Source organism: Candidatus Zixiibacteriota bacterium, from assembly GCA_029860345.1.
In the GTDB taxonomy this organism is placed as follows: domain Bacteria; phylum Zixibacteria; class MSB-5A5; order GN15; family FEB-12; genus JAJRTA01.
Genome location: JAOUBJ010000001.1, coordinates 476,552 through 490,845, shown reverse-complemented (window position 1 = coordinate 490,845; position 14,294 = coordinate 476,552). Strand labels below are relative to the sequence as shown.

Genomic DNA, 14,294 nt, shown 5'->3' with positions numbered 1-14,294 from the left:
TACAGAAGCAACAACTATACCGTCCTGCTCTGTAGTGGCAAGTGGTTTATTATCATGCGTTTAGTGCTGTTTCTGGGCAGTTTTCTGTGCAGAGTCTTGCTGTTTTGTGCGTGGAATACGAGTGTCCGATCATATTTCAGAACAATTTGCCTATTGCTGCCGTACTGCAAGAGAATGAAGGGTTACAAACCATTCTGTGCGGTTGTGCGATTTATTTTTGCACAAAACCGCACTGCCGGTAGTTGTAGATAGAGGTTGAACATGGCCGCTGTTTATACTATATTGGCCCGGTTGCAAAAATGACGTCTTTGATCCTGGCTGCCGTAAATATCGCCCGGCTGTCGCTAATACTACTCTTGCTGACAGCCGTTTTTTGTGCGGATAGCTCTGCCCAGGTGACGGACTCGATCCCGCCGCCCAGAGACCAAACCCGTTTTGACCCTCCTCCGATGGCCACGGCCGGTTATCCGAATTACACTTCACGAATCCACATGAACGGCTTGTTCTGGACGACTATCACCAATGCCGGTATTATCGGCAATATGTACGGCGCCCAACTTCCGGATCAGCGCAAGACAGCGCCGACTTTCTATTATCCGACGTATAGTCGTGTTCAGTATGGCTACTATGCCGGCCTGTGGGTGGGCGGCGTAGTCGGCGATGATACGCTGGTGACTACGGCCATCGACGAGATTGGTCAACGCGAGTTTTTTCCGGATTTCTATCCGGGCGGCGGTATTGAGGCCAGGTCAAACGTGCCCACCTCACCGCACTATGACCGTAAAGCCTCAGGCGAGATAGAATACCACGCCACTTTCACCGACACATTCGAAGATAATCCCTTCGTACCCTACAACAGTTACGACAACCGCACGCATAAATCCCTGAACTTGCATGTCTTGCAGTCCAGCTACTCCTGGTCACACCGGTATGCGCAGGACCTTCTGATTGTCAATTACCGTATCGCCAACATCGGGATGGATACCATCAAGTCGGCCTGGGTGGGTATGTACTACTCAGGCTGCGCCCATCATCGTAGCGAGATGCCTTATCCGTTTCCGGACGACGTGGAAGGGTACATTTATTCCCGGCCCCATGAGTTTGAAGAACTCGGCGACGAGCTGTTGAAAATTGCCTGGTTGGTGGACAAGGATGGTTGGGCGCAGACCTTCGGCTGGGACTTTGCCCGCTCACCTCATGCGGTTGGTATCGCGCCGCTGCATGTTCCAACCGGCGCTATCCAATTCAATTTCAATTGGTGGAATGGAGCCAGGGGACCGACTTACAATTGGGGTCCGCGTCGTGCCAAAACAGTGTTATATCCATTTAGGTCGTTCTACGGTGGGCTGGGGATGCCGTTGAGCGATCGCAACCGCTACTATCTGATGTCCAAGCCGGAGATCGATTACGGGGGATACGTGTCCGCTCTGGATCACTCCGACGATGGCTGGCTGGAACCTCCCAAATACAGCGCCACAAGAAACGTAACCAGCCAGCAACCGAACATCGTGACCTCTTTTGGACCCTTCACTCTGCCCCCGGGAAGTGTCGAGAACTTTGCGGTGGCCATTGTGATAGGTGAGGATGCCCACACCGATCAAATGGCCTACCGAGAGTTGTTCAACGCCAGGAACCCGAAGCCGTTTTTGGATTACCTCAACCTGGATGACCTCGTCACCAACGTTCGCTGGGCTCAAGTGATCTACGACAACCCCGGCGTCGATACCGATCAGGATGGCGATTCGGGCAAGTCCTTTATTCACTGGGACCCTGTAACCCTGGAATCCGTCCTGGTGTTTTACGAGGGCGATGGTGTCCCGGACTATCGCGGCGCCACCCCACCCCCGCCGCCGATTGTTCGTGTGTCGGCTGAGAACGGGCGTATCAAGCTCAGGTGGAACGGCTATGAGTCTGAGAACCACATCGACCCGATGACACGAACCCAGGACTTCGAAGGCTACCGGGTCTATCTGTCACGTTCGAGCCTGGAGCAGGAGGCAACACTGTTGGCTTCGATTGACCATGAAAACTTCAGCCGCTTTCGCTATGACCCCAGGCGAAATCGGTATGAACTGCGTGAGATACCGTTCAGCCTTGACTCATTGCAGATACTCTACGGCGAGTCGTTCGACCCTTTGGAATACACGCGTGTCACGCCCTTCGAACACAACGGTGTCTTGTATTACTTCGAGCCGGTGGATTACAATCAGTCTGACTTCTTGGACCCAAGAGGCATCCACAAGGTCTACCCCGATGCCGAGCTGGATACTTCCGACGTCGATGAAGATGGGAACATGCGTTACTATGAGTGGGAGTTCATAATAGACGGTCTGCTGCCGACGGTTCCATACTGGGTCGCGGTCACGGCCCACGACTTCGGTCATCCGGGCAAGTCTCTGGACCCGCTGGAGTCATCAATCAGTCAGTCTTTGATAAAAGTTTTCGCCCTCGATCATGGCGACGCGGTCCTGAAAGACGGCAAGCTGGATGTGTACGTGTACCCAAACCCGTACAAAGTGGATAACGACTACTACCGACGGGGTCTGGAGAACCGTCATGATGAATCCGGCGCCGACCGGGCGCGAACGATATATTTCGCCAATCTCCCGCACCGCTGTCGTATCAGGATCTACTCACTCGACGGCGACCTTGTGCAGAATCTGGTACATGACGAACCACCCGGAAGCGGAACTTCGTCGGTTCATCGCTGGAACCTGGTCACCCGCAACACCGAAGCCGTTGTTACCGGTCTCTATTACTGGACAGTGGAATCGGATTTTGGCAACCAAATCGGCAAACTGGTCATTCTGAAATGAGCGTAGCTTGTAAGGGCTGCAACGCTCATCCGACCAATCATGTGATGCCACTGAACAGTTGTTACAAAAGATTTGGAATCGTATATTATACTGTGGAGTATGTTTAGGATTGGAGACCCGATTAGTGCACAGGGTTTGTAACAAGTCAGTTTTGGTCTCTCTGATGGTAGTCATGCTTTCAGGGTTGATAACCGGCGATAGCTGGGCTCAACGCTTGTCACAGTTCTATGAAGCACCCAAGAAAAGCGATCGGCCTGATCAAAAGGCTGCTGCCTTTCCATATATTACATACCGGCTTCACGCCAACGGATACCTGTGGAATGTCGTGAACAACAACAGCATTATCGGCAACATTTTCGGCTTTGAGATGCCCGATGAAAGCAAACAGGCGCCGTCATACTACCATCCGGGCTATAATCGAAAGCAGCATGGCCGTTACTCCGCGCTGTGGGTCGGCGGCGTAGTTCGTGGGGACACTCTGGTCACGGTCGGTATGGATGTCGCCTGGGACTTCTGGGATGTCTACGATAGAGGCTATCCGATGGAATTCTGGCCGGATGAATGGCCGTTCGGCAACATGACGGTTCGCTCCAACGACCCCGGCTCACCCTACTTCGATACGGATGCGAGAGCAGAGCTTGAAGTCGAAGCGGTGTACACCGACACGGCCGAAGACTACTGGTGGATTCCCTACAACCCGTATGATGGTCGCGACCATAAATCAATGGGTCTAAAGGTGACCCAGACCAGTTACTCGTGGTCCTACAAATACGCGCGTGATTTCATTCTGATCGACTACCTGATCGAGAACAAGGGCAGGGATACGATCTACGATGGATTCGTTGGTTTCTATCACGTGGGTGGTGTCTTTCATCGCGGCGAACAACCGTGGCCTCCTTATGACGATGTTGAAGGTTACATCAGATCATTGCCCCATGAGTTCGAAGAGGTCGGCATGGAGGATCTCTGGTTGGCCTATGTTCTCGACAATGACGGGCACTCTTTTTCCATCGCCTGGGACTTCATAAACACTGCCTCAGCGTCGGCCTTTGCACCCTTGCGGGTACCCAAGGGCGCCAGCTTGTACAATTTCAACTGGTGGACCGATCAGGAAGGGGCGCGGTTTGCCTGGGGACCTCGAAAAAGAGCAACTCATGAGTGGCCCCTGCGCCGGTTTGCCGGAGCCCTGGGAATTCCCTACAGCGACGAACACAAGTATTACCTGATGTCCAAACCCGAGGTCGATTATAATGGCTACGAGACGGCGGTAGACCACTCCGACGAAGGCTGGCTGCCACCCCATGAGTATGCCGGTGTAACGGCGCGCGGGCATTTCCCCAAGGTGCTCACTTCATACGGACCGGTGACACTGCCGCCCGGCGCGGCAACCAATCTTACCATGGTTATAGCCATCGGAGAGAATGTACACTACGACCGCGTGGCCTATCGTGAGACCTTCGATACGCTCAACCCCTATCCCTTCATGGAACAATTGGATTTCGATGATCTGATCACCAACGTCCGCTGGGCCAAACAGGTTTTCGACAATCCCGGTATCGATACTGATTTTGACGGTGATTCCGGCAAGTACTTTGATCGATTCGATACCATGACCGGCGACAGCGTCAGAATCTACTACAAGGGTGACGGTGTACCCGACTTTCGCGGCGCTACGCCACCGCCACCGCCGGATGTGCGGGTTACCCCACAGGACGGTCGCATTATCGTCAGGTGGAACGGTCGCAACACCGAGAACTACTTTGACCCCCTCAGCTATGCCCGCGACTTCGAAGGATATCGCGTGTATATTTCCAGATCGGCCAATTTCGACCAGTCGGCAATGCTGACCTCATACGACAAACATAATTACAGCCGCTACAAATGGGATCAGCGTCGCCTGCGATACATGCTGACCGAGTTGCCGTTCACACTCGATTCGCTGCTGGTTCTGTATGGTGACGATCTCGATCCCTATGCCTACTCCTATGCAGATCCTCTGGAAGTGGGTGATGAGTGGTTCTATTTCGAGCCGGTCGACTACAATGTTTCCGATCTATCAACGATGTCAGGTATACACAAACTCTATCCCGATGCCATCAACGATACGGCCGATGTAGACGAAGAGGGACGGATGCGATTCTATGAGTACGAGTACTTCATTGAAAACCTTCTGCCTACGGTTCCTTACTGGGTGTCGGTGACCGCCTTCGATCACGGGCATCCGCCCAAGGGTCTGGATGCACTGGAGTCACATCCACGCCAGAACATGGTGGAAGCAGTGGCTATCAAGCAGGGTGCAGATGTGCTTCGCGACGGCAAACTGGATGTTTACTGTTATCCCAACCCGTATCGAGTTGATGCCAACTATCCGGAGCGCGGTTACGAAAACCGCGGCAACGAACTCCCGGCCGCCCGAGCCGGGACGATCTACTTTGCAAACCTGCCGCACCAGTGCAGTATCTCAATCTACACCCTGGATGGTGACCTGGTGAGACGACTGGAACACGATGAAGCTGAAGGTTCGGGCACGGCGTCGGTTCATCGCTGGAATATCATTTCGAGAAACACGCAATGGGTTGTCTCCGGTCTTTACTACTGGGTGGTCGAAACTACGTTCGACAGCCAGGTCGGTAAGCTGGTTATTATCAAGTAATTGGAAAGCTCTTTCCACCTCTGACAAGCCCGCATAATCTGCGTCTTCTGAATTAGTGCTGGCTATCGCGGCAGTCCGGTCGTAAGTTATCATTGACGGAACGAGACAGGTAGCTTTGGACAAGGCCAAAGCACCGACTGTCAGTCAAAGACACCAGAGTATGAGAGAGCCCCTCTGTTTCTTGCTGAATGTTCGGCGATGGTCCGGCGCAACAACGCCTGTTCGAATATCGCTGATCTTGGCCCTGTTGCTGATTGTATGTACCACTTTGGGTGAGCAGGCGTTGGCGCGTGAACCTCTGTTGTTTCACCCGGACAGTTCCGTGCATGCGCGTCCCGCCTTGAAAGCGGCCGAGTACTGGCCCTGGATTGATTACCAGTTACAGAACAACGGTTACCTCTGGACCACTATTCACAACAACGGCGCTATGGGCAATGTCTTCCGTTTTCAGATGCCGGAGGAATCCAAGCAAGCACCCACGTTTTACCATCCACGTATGAGCCGCGTCCAACATGGATACTACACCGCTCTCTGGGTGGGTGGCGTACTTAACGGCGACACGCTGGTTTCAACGGCGATTGAGACGGACTGGAAGGGCAACACCTGGATGCCACCCATGGAGTTCTGGCCGTTCGAGTGGCCGTCGAGTTTTATCTACACCACATCGGATGATCCAACGTCGGAATACTTTAGCCCCGAGGCGAAAGCGGAATTGCAGCACACCACTACCTATATGGACACGATTGGGTCCGGCTGGTGGATTCCATACAACGACTACGACGCCCGCAGTCACAAACCGCTCGGCCTCTCTGTCGCGCAAACGACCTATAGCTGGTCCTACAAATATATCCGCGATGTGATGATTGTCGACTATCAGATCGAAAACGTCGGCGTCGATACCATTTACGATGCCTTCGTGGGCATCTACTATGTCGGCTGCAATCAACATCGAAGTGAGCAATTCGCGCCGCCGGATGATGACGTCGTCGGGTACATCCGATATTGGCCGCACGAATTCGAGGAGCTTGGCGATGAACTTCTCAATACGGCCTGGCTGTTGGATGCCGACGGCTGGTCGCACTCGTTTGGATGGGATATGGTCAACACCTCGAGCGCCTTCGCCATTGCGCCGCTAAGGATTCCCCAGGGCGCCAGCCTGTACAATTTCAACTGGTGGTACGATAACATAGGCACCCATTACAATTGGGGTCCGCGAAAAAAGGGCACGGCTGACTGGCCGCTCAGACTCTTCGAAGGTGGCCTGGGTGTTCCGCTCAGCGACCGCGAGAAATACTACCTGATGTCCAAACCGGAAATCGACTACTCAGGCTACCGCGCGGCTATCGACTACTCGAACGGTGGCTGGCTACCACCGCATGAGTATGCCGAAGAAATCGCCAATGGGTTCTTGCCGGAAGTCGTGGTTTCATACGGACCGTCGACCATACCGCCGGGCGGCGCCGTTAATTTTTCGGTAGCCATGGCAATCGGCAAAGAGGTGCACTACGACCGGGGAGCCTTCCATCGGCTTTTTGATCCGCTTCAGCCCGATCCATTTGTAGCCCAGTTGGATTTCGACGACCTTGTCACCAATGTCCGATGGGCACGACTCATATTCGACAATCCCGGCGTCGATACCGATTTTGATGGCGACTCCGGAAAGTACTTCGACCGCTACGACCCGGAGGTTAACGACACCGTGAGGGTCTACTACGAAGGTGACGGCGTACCGGATTTGAACGGCGCCGCCCCGCCGCCACCGCCGGAGTTGCGAGTGATCCCGGATAACGGCCGGATTACTCTTCGTTGGAACGGTCGTCTCACCGAAACGCATTTCGATCAGTTCAGCCGCGCCCACGATTTCGAAGGATACCGCGTCTATATGTCGCGTTCGGAGATCGCCGATGAGCCGACTCTGCTGGCCAGTTATGATCGGCATGATTTCAACCGCTACACCTGGGACAGGCGCCGCAAACGTTTTATGCTCAAGGAACTGCCGTTCACCCTTGACTCCCTACAAGCCCGTTACGGAGAATCCTTCGATCCCCTCGAATACCGATACGGCTTCCCGCTGGTGGCCGACGGCAACACCTATTACTTCGAGAAAGTCGACTACAACGCATCAGAGTTGGGCCGCCCCGAAGGTATCCACAAACTCTATCCGGATGCGTTGAACGACACTACCGACGTCGACGAAGAAGGTCGCATGCGCTTTTATGAGTACGAGTACGTCATGGACAACCTGCTTCCAACCCTGCCTTATTTCGTAACGGTAACTGCTTTTGACTTCGGTCATCCCCCCAAGAGCCTGGAGGCTTTGGAGTCCTCACCTTATAAGAACATGATCGAGGTTATGGCGGTAAAGCAAGGCGAGGCGGTGCTGAACAACGGCCAACTTGATGTTTACTGCTATCCCAACCCGTACCGGCTGGATGCCGACTATGCCGATCGCGGCCTTGAAAATCGGGCCGGCCAATTTGCACCGTCACGTTCGGCCACTGTCTATTTCGCAAATCTGCCCAACAAGTGTACGATATCCATTTACACACTTGATGGCGACCTGGTGCGCAAGCTCCAGCATGACGAACAGCCTGAATCCGGCACGGCCTCGACACATCGATGGAATCTCATAACGCGCAACACCATGTGGGTAGTGACGGGCTTGTACTACTGGGTGGTCGAGTCGGACTATGGGTCTCAGATCGGTAAACTGGCCGTTATCAAGTAGAGCGGAGCCGTTTTCGGTTCTGCCGTCTACCATGCAGGTGCTGTCTGGCGACTCGCCTGACTTCGTGGGCGGCAGAAGTCCACATCTGCCCCATACCGCAACGTGGCGGAACCGCTAAGAGGGTTCCGCCCTACAGAATCTTGTAACCTCACCCTGAGCGGAGTCGAAGGGTGACCTGCCGTCCCAAACAAGCAGGCTGTGTCGTAATTGTATGTTCCACTGGTTCCTGCGTTCGCCGAAGGCGAGCGTGTGAACCGGTGGTTCCTGAGATTGTTCTGCCACAACACCATGCCGAGAATCGCAGGGTCACAACCACGCTGTTGGCGTGGTCAGGACCCCGCGAAACCCGTTTATGACACAGCTTGAAGGTTTGAGACGGCCACCCAGATCGTGCTACAGCCGATACAACATCAGATAAATCACCACGCCGCTGATCGAAACAAACAACCAGACCGGCCAGACGAGTCTCGCCAGCCGTCTGTGCCTGATGAACTTCTCGCGCCAGGCCAGCCAGACCGTGATCAGGATGAACGGCACCATTAATGCAGCCAGAATTACATGCGGCACCAGAATGGCGAAGTAGAGCGGGCGAGTCCAGTCGTGATGCGGATACGGTACCGATCCAACCTCGGCATGATATATAAGATAGCAAGTCAGAAACAAGGCCGACACACATAGGGCGGAAATCATGCATCTCTTATGTGCCGTCTGTCGTCCTTGTTTGACAAACCTGTAGCCGAATATGAGCAATACTGTACCGGTGCAGTTCAACGCGGCGTTGATTGTCGGCAGGTCGTTGAAAGTCACCTGGCCGTCCCGGTCAGTCTTGAGATATCGGCCTGGATCACAGCAACGCTGGCCGTGTCGGTGCCGCTGTAGTAGCCACGTATTTGTGCCAGCGTATCCAGCAGCACAAAGCGGGTGGTATGGGCGCCGGGAAGATCGTCGGCGGCCAGCTTGAATCCAAGCTCGGAAAGCTCGACCACTTTTTCGATAGGCGCGTGCAGGAATCTCCATCGATCATCGTTCACACCTCGTGCGATGGCGTACTGGCTTAACACCTCCGGTGTGTCGTGCGAAGGTTCGACCGAAATCGAAACAAACTGAATATTACTGTTTGTTGCATAATCGCGGTAAAGCTGTTCCATGTTAACCGCCATCAAAGGGCACGGACCTTTGCACCTTGTGAAAATGAAATCGACCACCGAAACCTTGCCCAGCATTTCCGTTTTTCCAAAAGCCTTGACCGACTGATCGGTAAACTGAAACTCAGGCAGCTCTCCGAAGAGCGCGAGTGGCTCTGACTCCTCGGTTGTCCATTTCATAAATACAGCGCTGCCGATCAGTATCAGGGTCAGAATGAACAACGCCACGATCAGGCCAATACCTCTCATGCCAACCTCCTTGACGAACGACCGGCCAGGTACAATAGCAGCAAGGTGCCTATATAAAGCGTCGGCAGCCACATGTGCATAAGCTGCAACACCGGTACCCGGCCCCACGGGATGAAGCTAAGACCGACCATTAGTTGCAGAAGCGACAGGACCAAAAGCACCCGGGCCGCTTTTTTGACCATCGGTGAACAGTTGTCTTTTATCCGAAGGATTTTGAGCATCACCAGCCATGTCGAGACAGCCAGCAGTATGCCGATAAACAAGTGAATGTGATTAGGAAGTCCAACTCGGGCCAGCCACTCCTGTTCGGTTAGTCCGGAAAATCCCGCGGCGATGATCTCAAGCGTTTCTCGCAGATGGATGCCCAGCGCAACTTGCAGGGCAGTTATGACGCCCAGACCGGCCAGCAGGTTTCGTGAGGTGTTGGGCAGGCGGTAGCTCGAGGATGCGTCCGCCTCCAGCATGTGGGCCAGGTGTGCAACGTAGGTCAGCAGGCAGACAATTATGAGCGCCAGGACCATGTGGGCGGAGACGATGATCGGTTTCAGTTCTGATGCGACCACCTGGCTACCCTGCCAGCCCTCGATCGCGACCAGCACAGCAGCAGCGATACTTGGATAGAGGATACGCGGCGTGCGACGGTATTGCATCAAGGCCAGGATCGCCGTGTATGCAATCAACAGTCCGACTATCATCCCCAACAGCCGATTTATGTACTCGGTCCAGGCCAGCCTGAAGTTGAACTGTTCGGTATCTATGTCGGGCGGTAGTTGTTCGACACTGGTCGGGGGAATCCATCGCCCGAAACATGTCGGCCAATCGGGACAACCCAGCCCGGCGCCGGAGACGCGCACCAAACCGCCCATGAGAATCAGAAGATAGGTTGCTATCGTCGCCGCCAGGGCCACTTTTCTGAAATCGTTCATCGCCTGTGAACCTCCTCTGTCCGGTTACGTCACGATGCCGTTGTCTTCATTGGCGTCCCGTGAACGACAAACGCCCGCAGTTACGCCATCTAATGACCTTCATCCATGATAGTGACAGTATCTGCACGATTCGCTGTTGAATCTGCTTCTACCGATGTCGAATCTGCACCGGTCTGAGTCTCGTAAATTATCGCGTCCTTGTCAATCGGTCCCGACTTGATTCGATAAATCTGGTCGCGCTGCATGGTGTCGAACATGGTGAAGATAATAAAGGCAGCCAGGAACAATATGGCCAGCACGAACACCAATAGATACACCTTGTTGTCATATTTGAGGTGCATGAAAAACAGCGCCACCAGCGTTGCCTTGATGGCGGCGATAAACATGGCCACGACCAGATTGTACGCTCCGAACTGGAAGAACGAGACGAGCACGGTAACAGCGGTGAGCACCAGCAGAGCACCACCGATTGTCAGATAGAGTGACAACGGGAGAATGTGCGGTTTGGTTTTGTCGTCATGTGCGGTCATCGTTCAACCTATCAAATAGAAAAGCGGGAAAAGGAAAATCCAGATCAAATCCACCAAATGCCAGTAGAGTCCGGTCATCTCAATCGGCGTGTAATATTCCGGCGAGAAGTGATCGCGGGTGGTGCGCCACATTATCCATCCAATCGTGGCCATACCGCCGAGAATGTGAATACCGTGCAGGCCGGTCATCAAAAAGTAGATGCTGAAAAAAATGTGCGGGTTACTGCCGGCTACTCCTTCAAAACTGTAAAACTTCCCCGGCAACTGGCCGAGGTGTATCTTGTGACTGTATTCAAAGTACTTCACAATCAGGAACACCAGGGCCAAGGCCAGCGTGATGCCGAGATTGATCAAAGTGGCGCGCTTCAGATCGAGCTGCATACTACGAATAGCCAAGGCCATAGTCACCGAACTGATAATAAGCACAACCGTGTTCAAGGCACCGAGCGTGACATCCAGGTGTACGTGGGCGTTGTGAAAAATGTCCGGATTCCATGCGCGATATATCGAATAGGCAACGAACAAGCCACCAAACAACAGCACCTCGGTCAGCAGGAAAATCCACATGCCCAGCTTGGCCGACTCACGCTGTTGTTCCACGTCGGCGAAGTGGTGTTCCAGATGATGCGGGGTGGCCGAAGGGTCGTGCATGGGGTTAGCCTTGCTCCTTCTCGGTAGGATAGGTTTCGACCGGAGTAACGGTGTCGTAGTCGTAGGGACCATGCGTGACTTTGGGTATCTCATCGAAATTGTGCGGCGAAGGTGGCGAGGTGGTGCGCCAGTCGAAGGTCAGGCTACCCCACGGGTTGTCACCGGCCGGTCGTCCGCGGAAAATGGCCTCGATAAGGTAGATAGCCATAATGATGAAGCCCAAACCGAGCACCCACGAACCGAACGACGAAAAGGCGTGCAACGGTTGATACTGGTCGAGGTAACTATAGTACCGGCGCGGCATCCCCTGAGTACCCAGGAGGAACTGGGTGAAGAAGGTCATGTTGAATCCAATGAAGATCAACAGCGCAGCTACCCGGGCCCAGCCTTCGCTGTACAAACGTCCCCAAATCTTGGGCCACCAATAGTGCAGGCCGGCCAGGAAAGCCATCACCGTTCCGCCCATCATAGTGTAGTGAAAGTGTGCAACGATAAAGTAGGTGTCGTGCAGGTGGACATCTACCGACAGCGTCCCAAGAAAAATACCTGTCAAGCCACCGATCGAAAACAAAAACAGAAAACTCAGGCCGTACAACATCGGCGCTTTCAGGTCGATGGACCCTTTGTACATCGTTGCCACCCAATTGAACACTTTAATACCCGAAGGTATACCCACGAAGAAAGTCAGAAACGAGAAGATCATAGAAGCCAGTTCCGCCTGACCGCTCAGGAACATGTGGTGTCCCCAAACCAGGAAGCTCACAAAGGCAATGCCGAGGCTCGAAAAGGCGATCGCCTTGTATCCAAAAATCTTCTTGCGCGAGAAAACCGAAATAACTTCTGAGATTATACCCATGCCGGGTAGAATCATGATGTAGACGGCCGGATGCGAGTAGAACCAGAAGAAGTGCTGGAACAAGACCGGGTCGCCCCCCATGGCCGGGTCGAAGATACCGATGCCGACCGTTCGTTCGACAATCAAGAGAAGCAACGTGATCCCGAGCACCGGTGTGGCCAGCACCTGAATGATCGCCGTGCCATAGAGTCCCCAGACGAAAAGCGGCATCTTGAACCAGGTCATGCCGGGGGCGCGGAGTTTGTGAATGGTGACTATGAAGTTCAGCCCCGTGAAGATCGATGAAAAGCCGAGCACGAAAGCGGCGAAAGTCATCGAGATAACCGATGTTGACGTCTGCGTGCTGTAGGGTGTGTAGAAAGTCCAGCCGGTGTCGACGGCGCCGGTGAACAAAGAGAAAAGCGCGATCAGCGTTCCGAGAACATATATGTACCAACTGGCCAGGTTGAGGCGCGGGAAGGCAACGTCCTTGGCGCCGAGCATCAACGGCAGCGCGAAGTTGCCCAGTATGGCCGGGATCGATGGTATGATAAACAGAAAGATCATCACGGCGCCGTGTAGGGTGAACAGTTGGTTGTAGGTATCGGCGTCGACCAAGATTTTGTTCGGGCTCAACAGTTCCAGCCGCACCAGCATGGCGAAGAACCCACCGAGCGCGAAAGCTATCATGACACCGAACAAATAGAGCACACCGATCCGCTTATGGTCAAGCGTGTACAACCAGCCTTTGATTCCGCGTGGCTCGCTCAGATAGTTGTGCTGTGCAACCTGATTATTCATGCGTCGGCTCCTCGCCTTTGTTCAGCGACTTGATGTAAGCGATCAAAGCGTCGATCTCATGGTTCCTCAAGAGTCCCTGATAGGTCGGCATCACCGGTTGATACCCGGCCACCACTTTGGACATTGGGTTCAACATCGATTCCCGCAGATAGTTCTCATCGACCGTTGTCTCGGTACCGTCTTCAAGCGGGACCGAGTGTCCAAAGATGTTGTTCAAACTGGGACCGGTTGATGACGAGCCGTCCATTTTGTGACAGGTGTTGCACGCCTTGGCCACGAACAGCCGGGCGCCGAACTCTTCAGGTGGCAAGTCGGAGCCCAGTGACGCACCTTCTTCGAGCCAGGCCAGGTAGTCTTCGTTCGAAACCACCTTGACCGCGCCGATCATCTCCGAGTGTCCTTTGCCGCAGAACTCGGTGCAGAATAAGTTGTATGTCCCTTGTCGGGTAGCTTCAAACCACGTTACGGTGTATCGGTTGGGCAGCACATCCATCTTTACGCGGAACTGAGGAACGAAGAAACTGTGGATCACGTCTTTTGACGACATAAGGAGCTTAACCGGTTTGTCGATGGGCACCACCAGTTCGTTCACGGTGGTGACACCGTCCGGATAGTCGAAACTCCAGAACCACTTCTGGCCGGTCACTTTGATTTCGATAGCATCCTTGGGCACCACGTTCATCTTCATGAACCCCCGAAATCCCCAGATGAACACGATGATGATCAGCACCGTTGGTACGGCCGTCCAGACTATCTCCAAAGCCGTGTTGTGATCCACCCCGGATGTTTTGGCTCGTTTGCTCCGCCGGTATTTCAGCACGAACAATGCGGACAGCACGACCACAATACTGAAAATGACCAGCCCGGCGTACAATATGAAATAGAAAAGAGCATCTACTTCTGAGGCGATAGTCGAAGATTGCGGCGGCATTATCGTTGTAAAACTGCTATCCATGCTTC

General features: G+C 53.9%; 10 protein-coding genes. 3 read left to right on the top strand and 7 right to left on the bottom strand.

The window, feature by feature from the left end; all coding sequences use genetic code 11:
* Window positions 1-299 precede the first annotated feature (299 nt).
* The 3 genes from OEV49_01675 (at window position 300) to OEV49_01665 (ending at window position 8,197) form a co-directional block, all read left to right on the top strand.
* Complete coding sequence (locus OEV49_01675) at window positions 300-2,816, top strand: hypothetical protein (protein ID MDH3889766.1); 2,517 nt, start codon at window positions 300-302, stop codon at window positions 2,814-2,816.
* Window positions 2,817-2,979: 163 nt separating this feature from the next.
* Window positions 2,980-5,469 carry a hypothetical protein gene (locus OEV49_01670; protein MDH3889765.1) on the top strand — a complete coding sequence of 830 codons (2,490 nt, stop codon included), beginning with the start codon at window positions 2,980-2,982 and terminating at the stop codon, window positions 5,467-5,469.
* 160 nt (window positions 5,470-5,629) lie between these two features.
* Window positions 5,630-8,197: a hypothetical protein gene (locus OEV49_01665; GenBank protein ID MDH3889764.1), complete on the top strand. Its 2,568-nt coding sequence runs from the start codon at window positions 5,630-5,632 to the stop codon at window positions 8,195-8,197.
* A 393-nt stretch (window positions 8,198-8,590) separates the two neighbouring features.
* Here the strand turns inward: OEV49_01665 and OEV49_01660 are convergent, their stop codons facing one another.
* The 7 genes from OEV49_01660 to coxB form a co-directional block, all read right to left on the bottom strand.
* Complete coding sequence (locus OEV49_01660; GenBank protein MDH3889763.1) at window positions 8,591-9,004, bottom strand: DUF420 domain-containing protein; 414 nt, start codon at window positions 9,002-9,004, stop codon at window positions 8,591-8,593.
* Entirely contained in the window at window positions 9,001-9,591 is a 591-nt protein-coding gene (locus OEV49_01655) for an SCO family protein (protein MDH3889762.1), read from the bottom strand. The genes OEV49_01660 and OEV49_01655 overlap by 4 nt, the downstream gene beginning before the upstream one ends.
* Entirely contained in the window at window positions 9,588-10,517 is a 930-nt protein-coding gene (locus OEV49_01650; GenBank protein ID MDH3889761.1) for a COX15/CtaA family protein, read from the bottom strand. Before OEV49_01650 ends, OEV49_01655 begins: the two co-directional genes overlap by 4 nt.
* An 89-nt stretch (window positions 10,518-10,606) precedes the next feature.
* Window positions 10,607-11,047, bottom strand: coding sequence for a cytochrome C oxidase subunit IV family protein (locus OEV49_01645; protein MDH3889760.1), 441 nt, complete (start codon window positions 11,045-11,047; stop codon window positions 10,607-10,609).
* Between the two features lie 3 nt (window positions 11,048-11,050).
* A complete protein-coding gene (locus OEV49_01640; GenBank protein MDH3889759.1) occupies window positions 11,051-11,698 on the bottom strand; it encodes a cytochrome c oxidase subunit 3 family protein in 648 nt (215 codons plus the stop codon).
* 4 nt (window positions 11,699-11,702) lie between these two features.
* Window positions 11,703-13,334 (bottom strand): cytochrome c oxidase subunit I, encoded by a 1,632-nt coding sequence (gene ctaD / locus OEV49_01635; GenBank protein MDH3889758.1) that lies wholly within the window; start codon window positions 13,332-13,334, stop codon window positions 11,703-11,705.
* On the bottom strand, window positions 13,327-14,289 hold the full coding sequence (coxB, locus tag OEV49_01630; protein ID MDH3889757.1) for a cytochrome c oxidase subunit II: 963 nt from the start codon (window positions 14,287-14,289) through the stop codon (window positions 13,327-13,329). Before coxB ends, ctaD begins: the two co-directional genes overlap by 8 nt.
* Between the last annotated feature and the right edge of the window lie 5 nt (window positions 14,290-14,294).

Bases quoted from the DNA above. Each gene is read 5' to 3' on its own strand.
- OEV49_01655 (MDH3889762.1), bottom strand. From the start codon at position 9,591: ATGAGAGGTATTGGCCTGATCGTGGCGTTGTTCATTCTGACCCTGATA.
- OEV49_01640 (MDH3889759.1), bottom strand. From the start codon at position 11,698: ATGCACGACCCTTCGGCCACCCCGCATCATCTGGAACACCACTTCGCC.
- OEV49_01665 (MDH3889764.1), top strand. From the start codon at position 5,630: ATGAGAGAGCCCCTCTGTTTCTTGCTGAATGTTCGGCGATGGTCCGGC.
- OEV49_01645 (MDH3889760.1), bottom strand. From the start codon at position 11,047: ATGACCGCACATGACGACAAAACCAAACCGCACATTCTCCCGTTGTCA.
- OEV49_01675 (MDH3889766.1), top strand. From the start codon at position 300: ATGACGTCTTTGATCCTGGCTGCCGTAAATATCGCCCGGCTGTCGCTA.
- ctaD (MDH3889758.1), bottom strand. From the start codon at position 13,334: ATGAATAATCAGGTTGCACAGCACAACTATCTGAGCGAGCCACGCGGA.
- OEV49_01650 (MDH3889761.1), bottom strand. From the start codon at position 10,517: ATGAACGATTTCAGAAAAGTGGCCCTGGCGGCGACGATAGCAACCTAT.
- OEV49_01670 (MDH3889765.1), top strand. From the start codon at position 2,980: ATGGTAGTCATGCTTTCAGGGTTGATAACCGGCGATAGCTGGGCTCAA.
- coxB (MDH3889757.1), bottom strand. From the start codon at position 14,289: ATGGATAGCAGTTTTACAACGATAATGCCGCCGCAATCTTCGACTATC.